Origin of the sequence: Streptacidiphilus anmyonensis (assembly GCF_000787855.1) — a bacterium.
GTDB classification, from domain to species: domain Bacteria; phylum Actinomycetota; class Actinomycetes; order Streptomycetales; family Streptomycetaceae; genus Streptacidiphilus; species Streptacidiphilus anmyonensis.
The window spans coordinates 13,424-36,042 of sequence record NZ_BBPQ01000028.1 but is presented as its reverse complement, the minus strand read 5'-3'; the positions used below and the strand labels follow the sequence as shown (position 1 = coordinate 36,042).

Annotated in this window: 18 protein-coding genes; 13 read left to right on the top strand and 5 right to left on the bottom strand. The window is 73.8% G+C overall.

Annotation, left to right across the window (positions count from 1 at the left end; translation table 11 throughout):
• Positions 1–1,330, bottom strand: a 1,330-nt coding sequence (locus tag TR50_RS23065) for an amidase (protein WP_042424963.1), incomplete at its 3' end; no start/stop codon positions are given.
• Between the two features lie 64 nt (positions 1,331–1,394).
• The gene (locus TR50_RS45730) at positions 1,395–3,092 is read right to left on the bottom strand and encodes a serine/threonine-protein kinase (protein ID WP_052441251.1); all 1,698 of its coding nucleotides are present in this window, start codon (positions 3,090–3,092) and stop codon (positions 1,395–1,397) included.
• A 190-nt stretch (positions 3,093–3,282) separates the two neighbouring features.
• On the opposite strand from TR50_RS45730, the gene TR50_RS23055 reads away from it, so the two are divergent.
• The 6 genes from TR50_RS23055 (at position 3,283) to TR50_RS23030 (ending at position 10,139) form a co-directional block, all read left to right on the top strand.
• The gene (locus tag TR50_RS23055) at positions 3,283–4,911 is read left to right on the top strand and encodes an FAD-binding oxidoreductase (protein ID WP_236654549.1); all 1,629 of its coding nucleotides are present in this window, start codon (positions 3,283–3,285) and stop codon (positions 4,909–4,911) included.
• A 168-nt stretch (positions 4,912–5,079) separates the two neighbouring features.
• Positions 5,080–6,393 (top strand): glycosyltransferase 87 family protein, encoded by a 1,314-nt coding sequence (locus tag TR50_RS23050; RefSeq protein ID WP_052441250.1) that lies wholly within the window; start codon positions 5,080–5,082, stop codon positions 6,391–6,393.
• A 94-nt stretch (positions 6,394–6,487) separates the two neighbouring features.
• A complete protein-coding gene (locus TR50_RS23045) occupies positions 6,488–6,913 on the top strand; it encodes a GntR family transcriptional regulator (protein ID WP_042424961.1) in 426 nt (141 codons plus the stop codon).
• Positions 6,910–7,821, top strand: coding sequence for an ABC transporter ATP-binding protein (locus TR50_RS23040; protein WP_063775125.1), 912 nt, complete (start codon positions 6,910–6,912; stop codon positions 7,819–7,821). The genes TR50_RS23045 and TR50_RS23040 overlap by 4 nt, the downstream gene beginning before the upstream one ends.
• Positions 7,818–8,816, top strand: a complete 999-nt coding sequence (locus TR50_RS23035; RefSeq protein WP_052441249.1) for an ABC-2 membrane transporter-related protein — start codon at positions 7,818–7,820, stop codon at positions 8,814–8,816. Before TR50_RS23040 ends, TR50_RS23035 begins: the two co-directional genes overlap by 4 nt.
• A gap of 120 nt (positions 8,817–8,936) precedes the next feature.
• Positions 8,937–10,139 (top strand): acyltransferase family protein, encoded by a 1,203-nt coding sequence (locus TR50_RS23030; protein WP_236654548.1) that lies wholly within the window; start codon positions 8,937–8,939, stop codon positions 10,137–10,139.
• Positions 10,140–10,163: 24 nt separating this feature from the next.
• Here TR50_RS23030 and TR50_RS23025 read toward each other — a convergent pair whose 3' ends face one another.
• A complete protein-coding gene (locus TR50_RS23025; RefSeq protein WP_042424958.1) occupies positions 10,164–10,820 on the bottom strand; it encodes an SRPBCC family protein in 657 nt (218 codons plus the stop codon).
• A gap of 81 nt (positions 10,821–10,901) precedes the next feature.
• Positions 10,902–11,951: a LysR family transcriptional regulator gene (locus TR50_RS23020; RefSeq protein ID WP_042424955.1), complete on the bottom strand. Its 1,050-nt coding sequence runs from the start codon at positions 11,949–11,951 to the stop codon at positions 10,902–10,904.
• Between the two features lie 161 nt (positions 11,952–12,112).
• Here TR50_RS23020 and TR50_RS23015 point away from each other — a divergent pair, with 161 nt between their 5' ends.
• From TR50_RS23015 to TR50_RS22985, 7 genes are all read left to right on the top strand, one after another.
• Complete coding sequence (locus tag TR50_RS23015) at positions 12,113–13,009, top strand: FAD binding domain-containing protein (protein WP_042425086.1); 897 nt, start codon at positions 12,113–12,115, stop codon at positions 13,007–13,009.
• A 2-nt stretch (positions 13,010–13,011) separates the two neighbouring features.
• Complete coding sequence (locus TR50_RS23010) at positions 13,012–13,518, top strand: (2Fe-2S)-binding protein (RefSeq protein WP_042424952.1); 507 nt, start codon at positions 13,012–13,014, stop codon at positions 13,516–13,518.
• Positions 13,515–15,899 (top strand): aerobic carbon-monoxide dehydrogenase large subunit, encoded by a 2,385-nt coding sequence (locus TR50_RS23005; protein WP_042424949.1) that lies wholly within the window; start codon positions 13,515–13,517, stop codon positions 15,897–15,899. Before TR50_RS23010 ends, TR50_RS23005 begins: the two co-directional genes overlap by 4 nt.
• Positions 15,896–16,954, top strand: a complete 1,059-nt coding sequence (locus TR50_RS23000; RefSeq protein WP_063775124.1) for an XdhC family protein — start codon at positions 15,896–15,898, stop codon at positions 16,952–16,954. Before TR50_RS23005 ends, TR50_RS23000 begins: the two co-directional genes overlap by 4 nt.
• Positions 16,951–17,904 (top strand): AAA family ATPase, encoded by a 954-nt coding sequence (locus TR50_RS22995; protein WP_084700801.1) that lies wholly within the window; start codon positions 16,951–16,953, stop codon positions 17,902–17,904. The genes TR50_RS23000 and TR50_RS22995 overlap by 4 nt, the downstream gene beginning before the upstream one ends.
• On the top strand, positions 17,897–19,240 hold the full coding sequence (locus TR50_RS22990; protein WP_052441248.1) for a vWA domain-containing protein: 1,344 nt from the start codon (positions 17,897–17,899) through the stop codon (positions 19,238–19,240). The genes TR50_RS22995 and TR50_RS22990 overlap by 8 nt, the downstream gene beginning before the upstream one ends.
• Before the next feature lie 532 nt (positions 19,241–19,772).
• Positions 19,773–21,311, top strand: a complete 1,539-nt coding sequence (locus tag TR50_RS22985) for an FAD-binding oxidoreductase (protein WP_042424944.1) — start codon at positions 19,773–19,775, stop codon at positions 21,309–21,311.
• Positions 21,312–21,329: 18 nt separating this feature from the next.
• Here TR50_RS22985 and TR50_RS22980 read toward each other — a convergent pair whose 3' ends face one another.
• Entirely contained in the window at positions 21,330–22,574 is a 1,245-nt protein-coding gene (locus TR50_RS22980) for a M23 family metallopeptidase (RefSeq protein WP_084700799.1), read from the bottom strand.
• Positions 22,575–22,619 lie beyond the last annotated feature (45 nt).

Here is a 22,619-nt window from a genome sequence, read left to right as displayed (position 1 = left end):
GGCCCGCCGGTACGGCGGTGGCGGGCAGGCCGGGCATGGTGGCCAGCCCGGCCCAGACCAGCTGGTCCAGATACGGGTACCCGGCGCCGTCGATCTCGATCCGGCGTTGCCTCGGATCGGGGTGGTGGTCGTGCGGGAACGCAGGAGTCGGCGTGACCGGACACACCACGGCGTCGAACTCGGCGAAGAACTGCCGCCAGCCGTGGCGGTGGAGCTCACGGCGGTGGTTCGCCTCGATCCAGTCGCGGTGGCCGGCGACCAAGCCGCGCAGCCGGGCGGCGTCCAGGCTCCGATCGTCCGCGCCGAGTTCGGCCGCACGGGCGCGCAGCTCGTCGACCGCCTCGACGGGGAAGCGGGTGACCACGCTCGAGATCAGCAACTGTGTGTAGACCAGGGCGGCTTCGGCCAGGTCGGGCAGCAGGGGACTGTGCCGTTCGACCCGGGCGCCGCCCTGGACCAGCGCGTCGGCGACCCGGTTCACGCCCGCCCGTACCGCGGACGCGGTCGGGATGAGCGGGTGGTCGTCGAGGACCAGGACCCGGAAGTCCTGGAGCCGCTCACGACGCGCGGGCGGCAGCGTCAACCGATGCGCCACACCGAACGTCAGCGGATCCGGCCCGGCCATGACGTCGAGCAGCAGCGCCAGGTCGCGGGCGCTGCGCGCCATCGGACCGACGACGGCGAGATCGTGCTCGACCGGCAGGGCCGGCGCGGGCGGCGGCACCATGCCGCGGGCCGCCGCCAGCCCGAGCGTCGGCTTGTGCGCGTAGACGCCGCAGAAGTGCGCCGGTGTGCGCAGCGAACCCGCGATGTCGGAGCCGATGGACAGCGCCCCGAACCCGCACGCCAGCGCCGCCGCCGACCCGCCGGAGGAGCCGCCCGGCGTGCGCCGCAGGTCCCAGGGGTTGTTGGTGGTGCCGTAGATCTCGTTGTAGCTCTGCACGTCGTGCAGCCCCAAGGGCACATTGGTCTTGCCGAGCACCACCGCGCCCGCCGCCCTGAGCCGCGACACCTGCACCGCGTCCTCGGTCGGCACGTGGTCGCGGTACTGCGGCATGCCCCAGGTCGTCGGCAGACCGGCGACGTTGTAGGACTCCTTGACCGTCACCGGAATGCCGAGCAGCGGCCGCTCCTCGCCTCGGGCCCGCGCCCGGTCGGCGTCGCGCGCGGCGGCCCGGGCCCGCTCGAAGTCCGGCACGCAGATCGCGTTGATCGCCTTGTCGTCCCGCTCGATGCGGGCGATCGCCTCGTCGGTCAGTTCCGCCGAGCTCACGTCACCGGCACGCAGGGCGGCCGTGAGCTGCTCGGCCGTCTGTTGGCTCCACTCCATGGTTCCGACCGTAACGGCCCCCGGGAGGGGCCACGAAACACGTTTTCGGACAAGGGACTTGGCGTCACGGCGTGGCGTAGCGGGCGAGTTCCGCCCGCACGCGGCGCACCATGGCGTTCGCCGGCCACAGCGCGAAGGCGACGCGTGCCGGGCGGCACAGGATGTAACCGCCCCTGACGGGACGGTGGGTGATGCCGTAGTACCGCAACCACTCCGGCGAGGGCGCGCCGGAGGCGGTGAACCGGACCACCACGCTCGCCTCGCGTCCCACCCCCTCGATCCGGATCCGCTCGATCGAGGAGCGGGCGATCGAGAACCCGGTGACGACCATCCGGCCCCCGCGCTCGACCTCCTGCTCCACGGTGACGCGGTCCGCGTCGAGGCTGATCCTGCTCCGGGGTCTGCGCCGGTCCGTCGAGACCCTGATCGCCTGGACGCCGACGCAGCCGAGGATGACCAGGGCGAAGACGGCGATGTCCGGACCGCGGAGCGCCAGACTGTCGTGCGCGTGGGTCAGGTGGTAGCTCGTCGCCCACACCGCGATGACCACCGCGCTGATCAGCAGTCGCATGAACAGTTCGTAGACGTGGCGGACCGAGGAGCGCGGGAATTCCGCCGGTCGGACCGGGACGGGTTCCGGCCGCGAAGGCTGAGGCGACTGGGACGGCTGGGACGGCTCGGGATCACGAGGAGAACGGGGAGAACGGGGTTGGCGCGGACGTTCCCGGTCCGCCTCCTCCTCCGCCCGCGCGGCCGTCTCCGTGTCCCGCGCGGCGAAGGTGCGGGCTCCTTCGGCCACCAGGGTCGACTCGGCGGTCTCCGCCGCCTGGGCCCGCGCCTGTGCCGCATGTGTCTGTGTCTGTGTCTGTGTCTGTGTCTGTGCGCCCTGTGTCTCTGCCGCCCCCTGTGTCTCTGCCTGCCCGCCTTCCAGCCCCCGCAGCACCCGCGCGGTCTCCGCCGCGCTCGGGAAGCGGCGGCGCGGCTCCTTGCTGAGCAGCGTCAGGACGAGCTCGTCCCACGCGGGCGGGATCCCTTGCCTGACGCTGCTGGGGGCGGGCGGCGGCTGGTTGACGTGGGCCGTGATGTATCCGATGGTGTCGCGCGCCCGGAAGGGCAGCCGACCGGTGATCATCTCGAAGAGCAGGCAGCCGACCGCGTACAGGTCGCTGCGCGCCTCGGGGTTCCCGTTCAACTGCTCCGGCGCCATGTACGCGGGCGTGCCCACGATGAGACCGGTCCGGGTGAGCAGGTCCCCTGCGGCAGCGGGATCAGCGGCCCGCGCGATGCCGAAGTCCAGGACCTTCGTCGCACCCGAGGGCAGGATCTGGATGTTGGACGGCTTGATGTCCCGGTGCAGGACGTCGGCCCGGTGCGCCTCGGCCAGAGCGTCGCAGATCTGCGCTGCCCACTCGGCCGCCTGGGCCAGGCGGACCGGCCCGCGGCGCAGCACCGTGTCCAGCCCCTCGCCCCGCAGCAACTCCATCACCAGGAACGGGACCGTGCGGCCGCCGTCGTCGGCTTCCCGCAGGTCGTGAACCGTCACGATATTGGGGTGCTGCAACGAGGCGGTGATCCGCGCCTCTCGCCGGAACCGGGCACGCGCCTCGTCCGCCCCGCTCCCCCCGTCGGCGAGAAAGGTGATCAGCTTGATCGCGACCTGGCGCTCCAGGCGGGTGTCGTACGCCTCCCAGACCTGCCCCATGCCGCCCTCGCCCAGCAGCCGGTCCAGTCGGTAGCGACCGTCGAAGAGCCGATCCTGCACCGCGCAATCCCCCGTTGTCCGAACACTTCTGACTGCCCGCCAGTATGCCCGGGACGCAGGGTGGGCCGAACCGGTGAACCTCCGCAGGCGGACCGTGCGGCGCGTGGACAGGCCGCCACGGGATCTGCCCACGATCGCTCCGGGAGCGCGGAGGCGCCGGGACTCCGCGCGGCACGGAGGGCGGACCACAGTGATCGACAGGCGGGACGTGTTGCGTGCGGCCGCCGTGGGCGCCGGGACCCTCGGCGCGATGGGCACGGTCGGAACAGTCGGCACGGTAGGCGCGGCGGCGGCTGCACGCGGGCTTCCTCCCGCGGTCGCCGCCGAGGGCGCGCTGGTGGAGAAGGTGCCTGCCCGCGCGTGGCGGCGGCTGGCCGCCGCCCTGTCCCCGGGTGCGTCCCTGTACCGGCCGGACGACCCGGCCTATCCCCCGCTCGCCCTCCCCTTCAACCACCGCTACGCCCGGATCCGCCCGGCGGGGATCGTCGCCTGCGCCACCACCCGTGACGTGAGCGCGGCCGTCCGATGGGCCCGCGAGGTGGGGCTGCCCGCGGTGCCGCGCTCCGGGCTCGGTCACAACTACGCGGGCTACTCCACGACCACCGGGCTCCTGCTCAACATGAGCCGGATGAAGACCATCACCGCCACCCCGTGCGCCGGCACCGCCCGCAGCCGCCGCTACGGGCCGATCGAGGTCGTGCACGACGCCGGCACGGTCACCGTCGGGGCCGGCGTCACCAACGGCGACCTGCACCCGCTGCTGGAGAACGAGGGGATGTTCGTGCCCACCGGCCGCTGCCCCTCCGTCGGCGTCGCCGGCCTGGTGCTGGGCGGCGGCATCGGATTCAGCGACAAGATGTTCGGCCTGACCTGCGACCGACTGACCGCCACCACCGTGGTGCTGGCCGACGGGAGCGTCGTGACGGCCGACGACGGCACCGAGCGGGAACTGTTCTGGGCCTGCCGCGGCGGCGCGGGCAACAACTTCGGCGTGCACACCTCGTTCACGTTCCGCTTCGAGCGGTTCCACGGCAACGTCGGCTTCTACAGCTTCCGTTGGAGCCTGGACTCGGTCCTGCCGGTGATGGCCGCCATGCAGCGGATCGCGTTGGACACGGCGCACAACAGGCGGTTCCACTGCCGCTTGGGCATCGGCACCAACGGCCGGACCCGGCCGCAGATCGCACGCAACGCCAACGTGAACGTGATCGGACAGCACTACGGCACCCTCGACGAGCTGCGCGACATCCTCGCCCCGCTCCTGGACGTCGGCACGCCCGCGGAGCGCACCCGCCACCGGGCGGCGATCCGCGAGGTCACCCCTGCGGAGGCGAGCGGCCTGCTCAGCGCCACCACCCCGGTGGACCGGTTCGCAGCCAAGTCGGCGATCCTCGGGCCCCACGCCCTCCTGTCCGAACGCCGGGTCGCGGCGGCCGCAGAGCAACTGCTCGCCTGGCCGGGCAGCGGCAACGACGACGGCGCCGGGTTCGCGATGTTCGGGCTCGGCGGCGAGATCAACAAGGTGGCGCCCGGCGCGACCGCGTTCGTGCACCGCGACGGCGTCTTCGTCCTCGCCGCCGAGACCTCCTGGGCGGATCACGACCAGCCCGCCACCGTCCACGCCAACCTGGCCTGGCTCGACGACTTCTACGACGCGATCTTCCCTGCCGGCCCGCCCGCGCGGTCCTACCAGAACTTCCCCGACCCCGAGCTGCGGGACTGGCGCTCGGCCTACTACGGCGCGAACTACCCCCGCCTCGTCCGGGCCAAGCACCACTACGACCCGACCCGTTTCTTCGACTATCCCCAGGCCGTCTGACCCGGAAACGGGCTGAATTCCCAGAATACGGACACGAACGACTTCTCACGGACGCCTCAATTCCGCATCAACTTCACGTGATAGCCTCCGCCCACCCCGCTGAACCCCGACGAGCGCCCGGCGACCGCCGACGGCCCCACGCGACGGCAGGGGGTGGAGGATGCGGACATGGCCGCCAGGGCCGACATAGCCCCCGCCGCCCAGGCGGACACCGAACCCGTGAGAGTCCGACGGCCGCTCCCGGCCTGGCTGATCTTGCCCGGTCTGGTGGCCGCCGTCGCGGCGCTGTGGATCTGGCTGGCCTGGATGGACGGCCACCGGCTCGGCATGGCCTCCACGCTGGACCTGCAGGTCTACTACGACGGCGGCAAGGCCCTCCGCAGCGGCAGCCACCTCTACACGGGCAGCTACACCTGGGTCCGGCTGCCTTTCACCTATCCGCCGTTCTCGGCGATGGTGTTCGCGGCCGCCTCGTACCTGAAGTACGCGCACGTCCAGATCATCATGACCACCGGCACCGTGCTGGCGCTGCTCGCCACCGCCTGGCTGTGCTGGGGACGCCTCGGCCACCGCGCCTCCCTCGGTCGGCTGGGCGCGACGCTGCTGGTCACTGCGGTGGCCCTGGGGACCGAGCCGGTCCAGCAGACCCTCGCCTTCGGCCAGGTGAACGCCTGGCTCATGGTGATCGTCGTCGCCGACCTCTGTCTGCCCGACCGGTTCCGTGCCAAGGGCGTCGGCGTCGGGCTCGCGGCCGGCTTCAAACTGGTCCCCGCGATCTTCATCCCCTATCTGCTGCTCACCCGCCGCTGGCGGGCCGCGGCGGTCTCCACGGGGACGCTGGCCCTCACCGTGGCCGGCTCGTTCGCCCTGTTCCCGACCGAGGCGCGGCAGTACTGGGGCGGGCTGTTCTTCGACTCCTCCCGCATGGGCGGCGTCGACTACCTGGGCAACCAGTCCCTGCACGGCATGATCGACCGCGCCCTGCACGGCGGCGGCGCGGTCCAGGCCGTGTGGTTCCTGGCGGCCGGGACCATCGCCGTCGCCGGACTGCTCCTGGCGGCCCGGGAGCACCGCCGCGGCAACGAGCTGCTCGCGATCGTCGTCACCGCCGTCGTCGGCCTGCTCGCCTCCCCGATCTCCTGGTCGCACCACTGGGTGTGGATCCTGCCCGTCCTCGTCCTCGGCGCCGACCGCGCCTGGCGCGGCGCCACCGCCCGCGACCGGCTCACCGCCGCCCTGCCCCCGCTCGCGGCGCTGCTCCTCTTCGCCGCCTGGCCCCGCTACCAGGGCCCCACCCAGGGCACCATCCCCTCCGGGATCATCTGGGGCGTCCCCTACAACAACGACGCCGAGTACACCTGGCACGGCCTCCAGATCGCCCAGGGCGAGCTCTACACCCTCCTCGGCCTCGCGTTCCTGGCCGTGCTGGGTATGCGCGCCGTGCGCGAGCGCCGCGCCGCCGCGCGCCGACCCGACGCGTAGCCCGCTTCTCGCGACCACCGGCGGTCCCCCTGCTCGTTGACAGGTGGATCCGCATTGACTACTTTCACCAATCAATTAGTGAAAGTAGGTTTCGGTGATCGAGTACCACGTGCGCCGCCGCAGCGGCGTGCCCGCGTACCAGCAGATCGTGCAGCAGACCGAGCAGGCCCTGCGCCTGGGCCACCTCCAGGTCGGCGACAAGCTCCCGACCGCCCGGGAGGTCGTCGCGGCGACCGCGGTCAACCCCAACACCGTGCTGCGGGCCTACCAGGAGCTCCAGCGCGCCGGGCTGGTCGAGTCCACGCAGGGGCTCGGCACCTTCGTCGTGCGGGTGCTGGGACAGGCCGAGAACTCCGCCGCGGCCGGCCTGCGCGAGGAGCTGACGGCCTGGGTCGGCCGGGCCCGCAACGCGGGCCTGGAGCGGGAGGACGTGCTCGCGCTCACGGCCTCCGTCGTGGACCGGGAGTTCCCGCTCGCCGACGAACCCGCCCCCGGCGCGGTCTCCAGGGAGCGGCCGTGATCACCACCCCGGCGGTACAGGCCGTCGGGCTCGGTGTGCGGCGCGGGCGCAGCGAGGTGCTGCACGACTGCCGGTTCCGGATACCGCGCGGCGCCGTCTGCGGGCTGGTAGGCCCCAACGGGGCCGGGAAAAGCGTGCTGCTGGCCACCGCCGCCGGTCTGGTCGCGCCCGACTCCGGGCGGTTGGAGCTGCTCGGCCGCCCGGTCGGCGACGCCGCGAACCGCCCCAGGATCGCCTACGTGGACCAGAACCGCTCGCTCTACCGCCAGTTCAGCGTCCAGCGGCTGCTCCGGCTGGGCCGGGACCTCAACCCGGGCTGGCGCCCCGACGCCGCGGAGGAGGTGCTCGACGCCGCCCGGATCCCGGTGCGGGCCCGGGCAGGGTCGCTCTCCGGCGGACAGCGCACCCTCGTCAGCCTCGCCCTCGCGCGCGGCAAGGCGGCCGACGTCCTGCTGCTGGACGAACCGCTCAGCGATCTGGACCCGCTGGCGCGGCGGCGGACGATGGGCCTGCTGCTGGCCGACGTCGCCGAGCGCGGCGCGACGCTCCTGCTCTCCTCCCACGTCCTCGCCGACCTGGAGGAGAGCATCGACCACCTGCTCCTGCTCGACCACGGACGGGTCCGCCTGGCCGGCCCGCTGCCCGAACTCCTGGCTGCCCACCGGCTGCCGGACCCGCTCAGCGTGCCCGCCGCGCGCAGCGCGGGCGTCGGCGCCCCGGCGGGATCCGTGCCGGCCCGCGCCCACCGCGTCGACCTCCTGCCGGGCGACGCGGGCCCCGACCACACGGAGGCCCCCACCCTGGAGGAACTGGTGCTCGCCTACCTGCACCACCCCGGCGCGCCGGACTGGATCAGCCCGGCGATGCGCCCGCTGACCCCGGAGACCTGCGAGGCGGTCGGCGCATGAGCACCTCCCCGCAGCTCGTCCCGATCCTGGTCCGCGCCCGCGACCCGCGACGCCGCCCGCGCGTCCCCACCGCCGCCGTCGTCCGGCTGGCGATCCACCAGCACCGGATCGTGCTGGCCCTCGCCGTGCCCGTGCTCGCCGTTTTGACGCTGTGGACCCGGGACGTGGCGGCGCAGGCCGTCGCCGCCCATGCCCAGCTGGCGGCCGGGGGCTGTCTGTCGGGCCCGTCCGCCGCGTCCGAGGGCTGCCTGGACCTCGTCCAGCAGGTGCAGTCCGCGTCCCAGGCCGTCCGCCATCTCCAGTACGCGCTGGTCGCGCTGCCCGTTCTGGCCGGGCTGTTCTTCGGCGCACCGCTGGTGGCCAGGGAGTTCGAGCAGGGCACGCATCGGCTGGCCTTCAGCCAGTCGGTCTCGCCGCAGCAGTGGCTCCGCGGCCAGCTGGCCCTCGCCTGCGGAGCGGCGCTGCTCGTCGGCACCGCCGGTGCGGCGCTCGGCGTGTGGCTGCACGACGCCGTCGGCCCGGCCGTCTTCCCCGGCGACGGCGCCTTCATGCTGCTCCCCTACAACGCCGACGGCCCCGTCCTCGCGGCCTCGACGCTGCTCGCCGTGGCCCTGGGCGTCGTCGCCGGGACGTTGACACGACGCACGCTCGCCGCCATGGCCGCCATGCTGGGCCTGTACGGCGCGGCGATGGCCGCCCTGACCTGGCTACGCCAGTACCTCCAGCCGGTCCGCACGCTGCTCACCCATCACGGCTACGACCTCGCCCCCGACGACTGGTTGCTGCGTGACGGCGTCCAACTCGCCGACGGCCACCGTCTGCTGTACGCGCAGTGCGGCCCCGGCGGCTGCCCCGACGGTGCGCCGACCTTCGAGGACTACCACACGGCAGACCAGCTGTGGCCGATGCAGTGGGCCGAGGCCGGCCTCATGGTCCTGCTCGCCGCCGCCGCGCTGGCCCTCGCGCACCGCGCCCTGCGCCGCCCGCGCGGCTGAACCGCGCGACCGGCCTGCTTTCCTGACGCTCACTCACCTCCGTTCTCAGTCTTCTCGCAACAGCCGCCCGCACCGACACCGCGGGCCGGCCGATGCCCCCTGCCCGCAAGGACGTCCACCGTGCCCGCACCAGAGCCGACCCCCTCCCGCACGCCCCCGCGCCTCGCCGCGGTGGACGGCCTGCGCCTCGTGGCTGCCGCCGCCGTCGCCGCGTACCACTACCTCGGCACACCCACCCCCCACTTCTGGGGCCGACCGGACCTGCCGCAGGCCCTGCCCGCGCTCTACTCGGTCAGCCGCTACGGCTGGCTCGGCGTCGAGGCGTTCTTCCTCATCAGCGGCTTCGCCATCTGCCTGAGCTGCTGGGGCCGCACCCCCGTCCAGTTCACCGTCTCCCGGATCGCCCGGCTGTTCCCGCTCTACTGGAGCGTTCTCGTTCTGATCGTCGCGCTGGGTCTTTCCGCCCGGCTGGCCGGGATGAAGCCTGGGACACCCGTCGACGTGCGCACCGTGCTGGGCAACCTGACGATGGCCCCCGGCCCGCTCGGTCTCGCCACGGTCGACGGCGTCGCGTGGACGCTGTGGGTGGAGGCGCGGTTCTACCTGCTGATGATGGCGCTGCTCCTGGTCGGGCTCACCTACCGTCGCGCCGTCGCCTTCTGCGGCGGCTGGTTGACGCTGGCCGCCATCGGCCGCGAGCTCCACTCCACCGTGCTCGACGAGTTCCTGCTCACCCAGTACGCGGGGCTGTTCGTCGCGGGCATCGCGCTCTACCTGATCCACCGGTTCGGCCACAACCTGGCGCTCTGGCTGCTCGTCGGCTTCGCCTGGTGCTACACGCTGACGGTGCTCGCCGGACGCGTGGCCGAGCACACGGCCGCGCCCGGCCGGGGCGGAGCCCAGTCCTGGGGTGTCAGCGCGGCGCTGCTCACCGCGTTCCTGCTGCTCCTCGCCCTGGCCGCCACCGGACCGCTCGCCCGTCTGCGCACGCGCTGGCTGGTCTTCGCCGGGGCGCTGACCTACCCCTTCTACCTCGTGCACCAGAGCCTGGGCATCCCCGTCGTCCGGGGCCTGCTCCGCGCGGTCCCCGCGCTCGGGCTGCTGCCGTCGATCGTCCTCGGCCTGCTCTTCTCGCTGCTCCTGGCGGCGCTGCTGAACCGCGTGGTCGACGCCCCGCTGGGACGCCTGCTGCGCCGCCGTCTCACCCGCGACCTCGCTCCCCGGGGCGGTCCCGCACCTCTGCCGACGCAGTCACGCAACGCGCCCGCCCTTCCGGCAGCAGCCGGGGCCGGAGCTGGGGCCGGTGTCGGGCTCGGCCGCTGAGCCGGCCGCCCGTGCCGCGTGGCGTCAGGAGCGGTGCCGGCCCAGGGCCTTGCGCAGGCGCAGGACGACGGCGAGCAGGACCACCACACCCACGGCGACCGGGATCAGGCGCTTGAGCACGGCGTTGCCGGCGACGTCGAGCAGGTCCAGCGGTTCGTCGTCGATCGCCGCAGCCTGGGCCGCCTGCGCCGTGACTTCGCCAGGCAGCTCGACCGACTCCTCCTGCGCGGGGGTACGCTCGGCGGCCAGCTGTCGCTCCAGGCAGTCGACGAACTGACCGAGCAGCTTGCGGCTGATCTCCTCCATGACGCCCTTGCCGAACTGGGCGGCCTTGCCGGTGATGGTGAGCCGGGTCTGCACGGTCACCCGGGTGCCGTCGCCGTCCGGCGCGAGACGGGCGGTGATGTGGGCGTCGGCGTTGCCCTGACCGCGGGTGTCGCGCCCGGTGGCCTTGATCCGCACCGTGCGGGCCGACTCGTCGCGTTCCTCGAACGTCGCGGTGCCCTTGTACTGCGTGGTGACCGGGCCGACCTTGACCTTCACCGTTCCGTGGTACTTCTCGCCCTCGACGTCGGTCAGCTGCGCCCCCGGCATGCACGGCGCGAGCCGGGGGACGTCCGTGAACAGCTCCCAGGCCGACTCGATCGGCAGGCTGACGCGGAACTCGTGGGTGAAATCCATACGGGACGCCTCCCTGCCCGGCTCCAGATCATCGATCCGTTCTTCCACCATCGCGCAGAAGCCCCCGACGCGCAGCGCCGGTCAGCTCCACAGGCTCACCCGCACGGTCGGGTGGTAGTGGCCGCCGGGCACGCCGGTGGTCCGGGCCAGCAGGCTCTGCAGGGCGGGGGGCGTGGTCACGAAGCGGCACAGCGCGGACGCGGTGGGCGAGCGCCGTTCCCCCCGCAGCGCGCTCGCGCGCAACATGCCGTCGACCGGGGTGCCGGGGACGTCGACGACGGCGAGGACGCCGTGCCGCAGCTGGTCGCGGACCAGGTGGAGCATGGCCAGGGACAGCCCGTACCCGGCGGCCACCGCGTTGAGCGCCGCCGTGGTGCTGGGGAAGATCGAGGCGCTGGCGTCGCCGACGCCGTGCCTGGCGAGGAACGCGCCGCCGGGCGTGGCCGGGTCGAGTTCGCCCGGACCGAGCAGCCAGTGCTCCCGCGGCAGCCGGCCCACCGGCAGGCGGAGCCGACTGCCGTTCACCGTGCCCAGGCCGGTCCCGAGGTAGTGGGGCGCGGCGACGACGACCAGCTGGAAGCGCAGGAAGGCGACGTGCTCGATCGCGCCGGCCTGCTCCGGATCCGGCTGCCGCTCCTCCGGCGTCGGTGCGGGCTCGTCGGCCACCGGGCGCATGGCCGACCCCGCGGCCACCGGACCGATCGTGACGTCCGCCCGGCGGTCGAGCAGCAGTTCGGGCAGCACCGCGGCGGGCACCGACAGGGTGCTGGCATCCACCTCCGGGTGACGGCGCTCGAACGCCTCCAGCAAGGGCGGGACGATCTGTTCGACGATCGGTTCGGTCGCGGCGACCCGCAGGTAGGAGGTCTCCGACCCGGCCTCGCGCACCTGGCGGCGGGTCTCCTCGGCCAGGCCGACGATCTCGGCGGCTCCCGCCGCCAGCCGCCGCCCGCCGGGCGTGAGCGCGATCCCTCCTGCCGCGCGCACGAAGAGCGGGTCGCCCAGCTCGCGCCGGAGCGAGGCCACCGCGGCGGACACCGCGGGTTCGCTGACCCGCAGGGACAGCGCCGCGGCCTTGACCGAGCCGAGCCGGGCGACCGCGACGAACGCCCTGAGCTGCGTGAGGGTCATCGCCGCCTCCGTCGCCGGTCCACGGGTCGGTCCCCCACACCTCTCCTGTACCCGCTCGACGCACCCCTCTTAACCATTCCCTTCAGTCGTCGTTGACCTCGGCGGCCTCCGGGGTGACAGTGCGTTCGTACGGTTTCGGCGCGATCGCTCTGGAGGCCGCCGTGCAGGTTCCCGCGACATTCGAGTACCGGCGCGCGTCGAGCGTGGAGGACGCGCTCGCGCTGCTGGAACGGTTCGGCGAGGAGGCCCGGGTCATCGCGGGCGGGCACAGCCTGCTGCCGATGATGAAGCTGCGGCTGGCCCGGCCGGAGTTCCTGGTCGACATCAACGACCTCCACGAGCTGGACTACCTGCGGCTGGAGGGCGGCGAGCTGCTGATCGGCGCACTGACCCGGCACCGCACCCTGCTGGAGTCGGAGCTGGTCGGCCGCCTCTTCCCGATCTTCCACGACGCCGAACGGGTGATCGCCGACCCGCCGGTGCGCAACCGCGGCACCATCGGCGGGTCCCTGTGCCAGGCCGATCCGGCCGAGGACCTCTCCGCCGTGTGCACGGCGGTGCGCGCGGTGGCCGTGATCCTCGGTCCGGGCGGTCGGCGCTCGGTGCCGATGCAGGAGTTCTACCGCGGTCCCTACGAGACCGCCGTGGGCGCGGGCGAGCTGCTGGTCGAGATCCGGGTCCCGGTGCGGCCGAACGCGGGCAGCGCCTACCGGAAGGTCGAGCGCAAGACCGGGGACTGGGCCGTCGCCGCGGCCGGCGGCGCGCTGTCACTCGCGGACGACGGGCGGATCGGCTGGGCGGGCATCGGGCTCGCCGCCGTCAGCACCTCCCTGGCCGGCTACCGCCGGGTCGAGGAGGCGCTGGTGGGCCGGGAACCCACGGACGAGCTGTTCACCGAGGCGGGCCGGATCGCCGCCGAGGACTGCGACCCGCTCAGCGACCTGCGCGGCACCGAGGAGTACAAGCGCCACCTGGCCGGCGAGCTCACGCACCGGGCGCTGACCCTCGCCGCCGAACGGGCTCGGGCAGCGGGCGGAACCGGCGGAAAGGACGCATGACCATGCAGGTCACCATCAACGTCAACGGCGAGGACCGCACCGCCGAGGTGGAGGCCCGTCACCTGCTGGTGCGCTTCCTGCGCGACGACCTCGGGCTGACCGGCACCCACTGGGGCTGCGACACCAGCAACTGCGGCACCTGCGTGGTGCTCTTCGACGGCGAACCGGTCAAGAGCTGCACCGTGCTGGCCGCCATGGCGGCGGGGCACGAGGTGCGCACCGTGGAGAGCCTGGAGACGGGCGACGGCCTCGACCCGGTCCAGCAGGGGTTCATCGAGCAGCACGGCCTCCAGTGCGGGTTCTGCACCCCCGGCATGATGATGTCCGCCCGCGCGCTGCTGGACCGCAACCCCGACCCGTCCGAGCAGGAGATCCGCGAAGCGATCTCCGGTCAGCTCTGCCGCTGCACCGGTTATCTGAACATCGTGCGCGCCGTGCAGTGGGCCGCGCGCCATCCGGCCGGGACCGCGAACGAGACCGAGACCGAGACCGCGGGGAGCACGCCATGACCGCCGTCACCGAGTCCGCCGAGACCGGATCGGCGCCCGCCTCCGAGCGCCCGGTCGGCTACGGTCGGCTCAAGCGCAAGGAGGACCCGCGGTTCGTGCGCGGCAAGGGCCACTACGTCGACGACGTGCAACTGCCGGGCATGCTCCACGGCGCGGTGCTGCGCAGCCCGCTCGCGCACGCCCGGATCGTGTCGATCGACACCTCCGCCGCCGAGTCCCACCCCAAGGTCCGCGCGGTGATCACCGGCGCCGCGTTGGAGGGCCTGGGCCTGGCCTGGATGCCGACGCTGTCGATGGACACCCAGGCCGTGCTGGCCACCGACAAGGTGCGGTTCCAGGGTCAGGAGGTCGCCTTCGTGGTGGCCGAGGACCACTACGCGGCCCGGGACGCGCTCGAACTGATCGACGTCGAGTACGAGCCGCTGCCGCCCGTCATCAACGCCCGGCACGCGCTGGACGCCGACGCGCCGGTGATCCGGGACGACCTGGAGGGCCGGACGGACAACCACATCTTCGACTGGGAGGCGGGCGACAAGGCCGCCACCGACGAGGTGTTCGCCCGCGCGGACGTCGTGGTCACCCAGGAGATGCTCTACCCCCGGGTGCACCCGGCGCCGCTGGAGACCTGCGGCTGCGTCGCCGACATGGACCCGGTCGACGGCAAGCTGACGCTGTGGGAGACCACGCAGGCCCCGCACGCCCACCGCACGCTCTACGCGATGGTCGCGGGCCTGCCCGAGCAGAAGATCCGCGTCATCTCACCCGACATCGGCGGCGGGTTCGGCAACAAGGTCGGCATCTACCCGGGCTACGTCTGCGCCGTCGTGGGATCGATCCTGACCAAGAAGCCGGTCAAGTGGGTCGAGGACCGCTCCGAGAACCTGATGAGCACCTCCTTCGCCCGCGACTACCACATGCGCGGCGAGATCGCGGCGACCCGCGAGGGGAAGATCCTGGGTGTGCGGGTCAAGGTGCTCGCCGACCACGGCGCGTTCAACGGGACCGCCCAGCCGACCAAGTACCCGGCCGGGTTCTTCCACATCTTCACCGGCTCCTACGACATCGAGGCCGCGCACTGCCAGGTCACCGGCGTCTACACGAACAAGGCGCCCGGCGGGGTCGCCTACGCCTGCTCGTTCCGGGTCACCGAGGCGGTCTACCTGGTCGAGCGGCTGGTCGACTGCCTTGCCGACGAACTGGGCCAGGACCCGGCCGAGTTGCGGATGCGGAACCTGTTGCGGCCGGAGCAGTTCCCGTACGAGAACAAGACGGGGTGGGAGTACGACTCCGGCGACTACCCGGCCACCCTGCGCAAGGCGCTGGACCTGGCCGGCTACGACACGCTCCGCCGCGAACAGGCCGAGCGGCGGGCGCGGGGCGAACTCATGGGCATCGGCCTGTCGTTCTTCACCGAGACGGTGGGCGCCGGGCCGCGCAAGCACATGGACATCCTCGGTCTCGGCATGGCCGACGGCTGCGAGCTGCGGGTCCACCCGACCGGCAAGGCGGTGGTGCGGCTCAGCGTGCAGAGCCAGGGGCAGGGCCACGAGACCACCTTCGCCCAGATCGTCGCCGAGGAGCTGGGCATCCCGCCCGAGGACATCGAGGTGGTGCACGGCGACACCGACCAGACGCCGTTCGGGCTCGGCACCTACGGCAGCCGCTCCACGCCCGTCTCGGGCGCGGCCGCCGCGGTGGTCGCCCGCAAGGTCCGCGACAAGGCGCGGATCATCGCCGGTGCGATGCTGGAGGTGACCCCCGAGGACCTGGAGTGGGAGAAGGGCCGCTGGTTCGTCAAGGGCGACCCGGGGACGGCCAGGACGATCCAGGAGATCGCCCTCGCCGCCCACGGAGCGCTGGAACTGCCCGAGGGGGTGGAGGGGCACCTGGAGGCGACCACCGTCTACAACCCGCCCAACCTCACCTTCCCGTACGGCGCGTACCTGTGCGTGGTCGACGTGGACCCGGGCACGGGCGAGGTCAAGGTGCGCCGGTTCGTCGCGGTCGACGACTGCGGCACCCGGATCAACCCCATGATCATCGAGGGGCAGGTGCACGGCGGCCTCGCCGACGGCGTCGGCATGGCCCTGATGGAGATCATCAGCTTCGACGAGGACGGCAACTGCCTGAGCGGGTCCTTCATGGACTACCTGGTGCCCACCGCCCTGGAGACGCCCGCCTGGGAGCTGGGCAACACCGTCACCCCCTCGCCGCACCACCCGATCGGCGCGAAGGGCGTCGGCGAGTCCGCGACCGTCGGCTCGCCCGCCGCGGTCGTCAACGCCGTCATGGACGCCATCGGGGTCCGCCACGCCGACATGCCGCTGACCCCCGGCCGGGTGTGGCAGGCCATGCACGGCGGAGTGGAGCCGCCGCAATGACCATGGACACCGCGCTGGAGCAGCGGATGGCCGACCTGAGCGCCCGTCAGGTGCCCTTCGTCAAAGCCACCGTGGTACGCGCGGTCCACCCCACCAGCGCCCACCCCGGCGACATGGCGCTGGTGCTGGAGGACGGCCGGATCGAGGGCTTCGTCGGCGGGGTCTGCGCCGAGTCCACCGTCCGCCTCCAGGCGCTGCGGCTGCTGCACAGCGGGGAGTCCCTGCTGCTGCGGATCTCCCCCGACGCGCCTGCCCCGCCCGAGGGGCCCGACCCGCTCACGACAGCGGTCGACGGCGCCCTGGTGGTGGCCAACCCGTGCCTGTCCGGAGGGGAGTTGGAGATCTTCCTGGAGCCGCAGCGCCCCGCACCCGTGGTCCTGGTCCTCGGCGACACCCCCATCGGCCACAGCCTGCTCGCGCTGGCGGCCGGCTCCGGATACGACCTGCGTCCCACCGTTTCCGCCGAGATCGCGCCGGACGCCCTGGACGGCGTCGCCGCCCTGGTGGTCGCCTCGCACGGGCGCGACGAGGAGCAGGCGCTCACCGCGGCGGCCCGCGCCGGGGTGCCCTACGTCGCGTTGGTCGCCAGTCGCCGACGCGGAACCGCGGTGCTGGCCGCGCTGGACCTCGACGACGTGGCGCGCGCCCGGATCCACACCCCGGCGGGGCTCTGGATCGGCGCCCGCACGCCCGGTGAGATCGCGGTGTCGATCCTGGCCGAACTGGTCGCCCAGCGCCACGCCGTGACGGTCCACGGTGAGGCGGCCGACCCGGCTTCCGCGCCGGACGGGAGAGCCTCCGGGGCCTCGCAGGAGCCGCGCACCGAGACCGATCCGGTCTGCGGCATGGCCGTGGCGGTCCTGCCGGACACACTGTTCAGCGATGCGGGCGGCGGCCGCCGCCACTGGTTCTGCTCGGCGGGCTGCCTCAAACGCTTCGAGGCCGACGCCGAGCGGTCCGACGCGGAGCGGTCCGGCGCGGAGCAGTCCGGCGCGGAGCAGTCCGGCGCCGGCGCCGGCTCGTCGTCCACCGCGCAGCCGGCGGAGACGCCGTGACCGACGACGCCGCCGCCGAGGACGCCCGGCGCGGCGGGCCCGACCCAGCCGCCCGCCGCGCGGTCGCACGCGCCGCGCCGGACCCGCAGACGCTCCAGGCCGCGCTGGACGCCACCGGCTACCTCACCGACACCGGTCTCAGCACCGCGCTCTACCTCGCGCTGCGGCTGCCGCAGCCCATCCTGCTGGAGGGCGAACCGGGCGTGGGCAAGACCGAGGCTGCCCGCGCCCTCGCCGCCGTGCTCGGCGGCCCGCTGATCCGCCTCCAGTGCTACGACGGCCTGGACGCGGCCGAGGCGCTCTACGAGTGGAACTACCCGCGCCAACTGCTCGGCATCCGGCTGGCCGAGAGCCGCGGCGAACCGCTGGCCGAGGCCGACCTGTTCGCCGACGCCTACCTGCTGCGCCGCCCCGTCCTCGCCGCCCTGACGCACCCCGGCCCGACCCCCGCGGTGCTGCTGATCGACGAGATCGACCGGGCCGACGACGACTTCGAGGCGTTCCTGCTGGAGGTGCTGGCCGACGCCAGCGTCACCATCCCGGAACTGGGCACCGTGCGGGCGGCCGTCACGCCGGTGGTGGTGCTGACCTCCAACCGGACCCGCGACCTGCACGACGCCCTCAAACGCCGCTGCCTGTACCACTGGATCGACTACCCCGACACCGAGCGGGTCGTCGAAATCCTGCGCCGCCGGGTCCCCGGCGCCTCCGCCGCGCTCGCCACCGAGGTGACGGCGGCCGTGCGCAGGCTGCGGACGCTGGAGCTCCAGAAGCCGCCCGGGATCGCCGAGAGCATCGACTGGGTCTCCGCGCTGACCGTGCTCGGCGTGGAACGGCTGGAGGCCGAGGACGCCGACCGCACCCTGGGCGTCCTGGTCAAGTACCGGGAGGACCACGACCTGGTCCGGGACCGCGGCCTGACCTGGCTGGTCGGCGCGCCCGATGGCTGAGCCGGCCCCGCCCGCGCCCGGCTCCGCGCCCGGCTCCGCGGATGCCTTCTCGGACGCCTTCGCGGCGCTGCCCTTCGACCCGTACCTGTTCGCCGCCCGCTTCGGCGCGGGGCTGCACCGCGCCGGACTGCCCGTCACACCCGAGCGCTCGGCCCGGTTCCTCGACGCGCTGCGGCTGCTCCCGCCGGTCGACCGGTCCGCGCTGTACTGGGCGGCCCGGCTGGCCTTCGTCACCGGGCACGCCCAACTCGCCACCTTCGACCGCGTCTTCGGCCTGGTCTTCGGCGGGACGACCGACCCGGCCGAGCGCCGCGGATCCGCCGAGAACCCGCCGCTGCCGGGTCTCCAGCCGGGACCGGCCGCCGCGCCCGACAGCTCGCCCTCGCCACCGCCCCGACCGACCACGACGCCGCTGCCGCGCGGTGGGGCGCGCCCGGACGCCGCCGACGCGCCGACCCGCCGGCCGGGCGTCACCGGGGCCCTGCGGCTGCTCGGCAGCAGCGTCGAGACGCTCGCCCACCAGGACTTCGCGGGGTTCGGCCCCGGGGAGCTGGCCGAGCTCGACCGCCTGCTCGCGGACCTGGTCGTCTGCGTCCCGCTGCGCCGCTCGCGCCGCCGGACGCCGGACCCGACAGGCCGTCACATCGAGCTGCGGCGCAGTCTGCGGCACAGCCTGCGAACCGGCGGGGAGACCGTCCGGCTGGCCCGCTCGCACGGTCGGCTGCGCCGCCGGCCGCTGGTCTTCCTCTGCGACATCTCCGGCTCGATGGAGCCCTACGCCCGGATCTACCTGCGCTTCTTCTCCCGGCTCGGTTCGCGGGCGGGCGGCGGGCTGGCAGCTGAGGTCTTCGTCTTCGCGACCAGGCTCACCCGGCTCACCCCCGCACTGCGCCACACCTCCCCCGACACGGCCCTGAGGCGGGCCTCGCGCACCGCGCCCGACTGGTCCGGCGGCACCCTGATCGGCCGCTCGCTGGCGGAGTTCACCAACCGCTTCGGACGGCGCGGCATGGCCCGAGGGGCCGTGGTGGTCATCTTCTCCGACGGCTGGGAGGGCGAGGACCCCGCGGCGGTGGGCCGCGAGACGGCCCGCCTGAGCCGGCTGGCCCACCGCGTGGTCTGGGTCAACCCGCGCAAGGCCGCGCCCGGCTACGCCCCGCTCGCCGGCGGCATGGCCGCGGCGCTCCCCCACTGCGACGCCTTCGTCAGCGGGCACAGCCTCGCCGCGATGAGCGAGGTCTTCGACGCGATCGGCGCGACCGGTGCGACCGCCCTCCCACGCCGTCCGGGCGCCCCGGCCGGGCGAGCGTCAGCGAGGCGATCCAGGCCCCGGTGACCCGCGCTGCGGGCGACCGCGAATACCCACCCCGTGCCGGACGGCCCCGCACGAACGACCCGCGCCCCGGCTGAGCGAGCGTCAGCGAGACGACCCGCGCCCCGGTGACCCGCGCGGCAGGCGAGCACGAACAACCACCCCGCCGGACGGCGCGCTGTCCCCGGCCGGGCGAGCGTCAGCGAGGCGATCCAGGCCCCCGGTGACCCGCACGCGGCAGGCGACCAGGAGCACCCCCTGCCCGAACGGTCCTGCGCCCCGGGGCGGATGGCGCGCCTCCCAGCGGAGGGTCCCGAGCAAGCCGCACAGGGCGATCCTTTCCCCCTGACGCCGCGACCTCGTGCGTGACCGGATCAGGGCGAGCCAACGGGTGCCGTGACCAGGCCCTCTGACGATCCGCCATGCCCGTCTCCGATAGGTTGTGCCTGTGCCGAACGGGGGAGCCCCGTGCGCCGACGGCACGGGAGTGGGTACGGATTCCGGCGAAAGTCGGCCGCGCGGCGCGCGGCGACCAGCCGAGGGAAGGCAAACGCGCATGACGTTCGACCGACGGAGCTTCCTGGCCGCGCTGGGCGTGGGCGGGGCGACGGTGCTGACAGGGGCCGACCGGGCCGTGGGGCTGAGCGGCGGCAGCGTCCGCGCCGGCGCCGCGCCCTCGGTGGACGCGTGGCCGGTCCGCGCCCGCAGCCCCCGCCTGGCGCCCGACTGGCGGGCGTTGCGCGCGCGCCTGGGCAGCAGGCTGGTGTTGCCGGGCGACCCGGGCTACCCCGTCTACCGGCTCGGTTTCAACGAGCTGAACGACGGTCAGCGGCCCGCCGCCATCGCCCGCTGCGCCTCGGCCGCCGACGTGCAGGCGTGCCTGGACGTCGCCCGCGGTCACGGCATCCCGATCGCCGCGCGCAGCGGCGGTCACAGCTACCTCGGCTACAGCGTCCCGAACGGCGGGCTGGTGATCGACCTGCGGCTGATGGCGCAGGTCCACGTGCGTTCCGACGGCACCGCCACGGTCGGCGCCGGGGCCCGGCTGATCGAGGTCTACACGGCCCTGGCCAACGCGGGCCGACTGCTCCCGGCCGGCTCCTGCCCCACCGTCGGCGTCAGCGGACTGACCCTGGGCGGCGGGATCGGCGTGCTGACCCGCAAGTACGGCCTGACCTGCGACCGGCTGGCCGCGGCCGAGGTGGTCACCGCCGACGCGCGGCTGCGCACCGCCTCCCCCGGCTCCGAGCCCGACCTGTACTGGGCGCTGCGCGGCGGTGGCGGCGGCAACTTCGGGGTGGTCTCGCAGTTCACCTTCAGGACCGCGCCCGCGCCGGGGATGACCGTCATCTCGCTCTCCTTCCCGAAGGGCTCGGCCGCGGCGGTGATCGGTGCCTGGCAGGAGTGGGTCGCCCGTGCGCCCTTCGAGCTGTGGGCCAGCTGCCAGGTCGCGGGCGGCAACCCGCCCTCGGCGCGCGTGGTCGGCTGCTACGTGGGCGACCAGTCCCAGGCGAACCGGCTGGTGGACCGGCTGGTCGCCGCCGCGGGCGTCAAGCCGAGCTCGCGCAGCGTGCTGCCGAAGAGCTACCTGGACGCGATGCGGTACATGGCGGGCTGCTCCAACGACACGCTCGCGCAGTGCCACCCGGTCTCCGAGGGCGGCCGGCTGTCGCGCGAGTCCTTCGTCGCGGTCTCCCGGGTGCTCGGCCCCCGTCCGCTCGACGCCGGCCGGGTCGCGGAGCTGATGAACGGCCACACGGGCGTGGACCTGCTGCTCGACTCCCTGGGCGGAGCCGTGTCCCAGCTCGCCCCGGACGCCACGGCGTTCCCGCACCGCTCGTCGCTGGCCAGCGCCCAGGTCTACGCGAGCGCGACGCCGGCCAACCGGCGCGAGGTGACCCGCACGGTCGACGGGATCCGCGACGGCCTGGCCAGGCTGGGCGCGACCGGCGCGTACGTGAACTACATCGACGCCGGCCTGCCCGACTGGGGCCACGCGTACTACGGAGCGAACCTCCCCCGGCTCAAGGCGGTGGCGCGGCGCTACGACCCGGACCGGGTCTTCGCCTTCCGGCAGAACGTGGCCTTCGCCTGAGCCGACCCGCCCCCGCCCTCAGAACCGGATGACGTTCCGGTCCAACGGCATCTCGTGGCAGTGGCGTCCTGCGAACGGCGACGGGGAGACCGGCAGGACGCCGCTGAGCTGGAGGCCGAGGTTGTCGTCCCAGATCCGCGGCCGTACCTGGCCGAGCACGACGAAGCCCCGGAAGGTGAACGGCGGGCTGTCGGTCGGGAAGAACTCACGTGTCGTCATCACCTGGAAGTGCAGGTGGGGCGTGGTGGAGTTGCCGCTGTTGCCGATCAGGCCCAGGATCTGGCCGGGGCCCACGCGCTGACCGCGCCGGACCGTGATCGACCCGCGTTCCAGGTGCGCGTACAGCAGGTAGCGTCCCGGGGCGACCTCCAGTGTCACGTGGTTGCCGACCGTGTCCTGGATCGGCGGGACGACCGGCGGCACGGGGGGCGGGTTGTCGGCGATCCCGTCCTGGACCTCGACCACGCGTCCGGCCGCAGCCGCCTGCACCGGCTGGCGGAAGCTCAGGTAGCTGGCCAGTCGGCCGGGATCGCCCCTCCAGGTCCGGCCGCCGGGCCCGACCCTGAACCAGTCGACGGCGAACCGCTGCGGCACGTCGAGGACCCCGTTGACGGGCGCCAGGCCGCGCCGGTGGTGGGTGTTGTCGCAGCACCCCTCGCTCACGTACCAGTCGCCCGGCCGGACCGGGGCCGCCAGGTCCAGCGGCGGCCGGGTCGCGAGCCGGGTGCGGGCGACCGTTTCGCGGACGGAGTGCACGGCGGCCCCGGACGGGGAGAGCAGGGTGGCGTCGAGCTCGTGCTCGACCTGCTGCGGAAGGCGCCTGGACGCGTCGAGCGCGAGGTCGATCCAGACCACCCACTGCGTCGACCCGGCGAGCACCGTGGGACGCGGCAGCACCCGAGCCGTGTCCGACCCGCCCGCGGGCGTGCCGCCGACCGGGTTGGCGGCGGCGGCGAGCGCGGCGCCGCCGAGCGATCCCAGAGCCTTTCGGGTCCCGGCGTCGCGGACCGTGACCCGGTTGAGCCTGACCGCTGTGGCCGAACCCGCGGCGTTGGTGACGAACAGCTCGTAGGACAGGTGTGTCCGGCCGTCCACCGCCTTGACCGGCGTCGGGGTGGTGATCAGCGAGACGGTGAGCGGGGTGAACGCGGTGCCCGGCGGCAGGGCGCGCGGCACGCCGCCGAACGCCGCGGGCACGGCGACGGCGAGGGCCGCCAGGCCTCCCGCGAGCGGACTCAGCAATCGGCGGATCAGACGGTTCATGGCACCTCGCGCTTCCGGGGCGGTCCGGCTCCTCGTCCCGCCATC

Coding starts and splice junctions, on each gene's coding strand:
- TR50_RS23050 (WP_052441250.1), top strand. CDS start 5,080: ATGGCCGCCAGGGCCGACATAGCCCCCGCCGCCCAGGCGGACACCGAA.
- TR50_RS23035 (WP_052441249.1), top strand. CDS start 7,818: ATGAGCACCTCCCCGCAGCTCGTCCCGATCCTGGTCCGCGCCCGCGAC.
- TR50_RS23025 (WP_042424958.1), bottom strand. CDS start 10,820: ATGGATTTCACCCACGAGTTCCGCGTCAGCCTGCCGATCGAGTCGGCC.
- TR50_RS23020 (WP_042424955.1), bottom strand. CDS start 11,951: ATGACCCTCACGCAGCTCAGGGCGTTCGTCGCGGTCGCCCGGCTCGGC.
- TR50_RS23010 (WP_042424952.1), top strand. CDS start 13,012: ATGCAGGTCACCATCAACGTCAACGGCGAGGACCGCACCGCCGAGGTG.
- TR50_RS23005 (WP_042424949.1), top strand. CDS start 13,515: ATGACCGCCGTCACCGAGTCCGCCGAGACCGGATCGGCGCCCGCCTCC.
- TR50_RS23000 (WP_063775124.1), top strand. CDS start 15,896: ATGACCATGGACACCGCGCTGGAGCAGCGGATGGCCGACCTGAGCGCC.
- TR50_RS22990 (WP_052441248.1), top strand. CDS start 17,897: ATGGCTGAGCCGGCCCCGCCCGCGCCCGGCTCCGCGCCCGGCTCCGCG.
- TR50_RS22985 (WP_042424944.1), top strand. CDS start 19,773: ATGACGTTCGACCGACGGAGCTTCCTGGCCGCGCTGGGCGTGGGCGGG.
- TR50_RS22980 (WP_084700799.1), bottom strand. CDS start 22,574: ATGAACCGTCTGATCCGCCGATTGCTGAGTCCGCTCGCGGGAGGCCTG.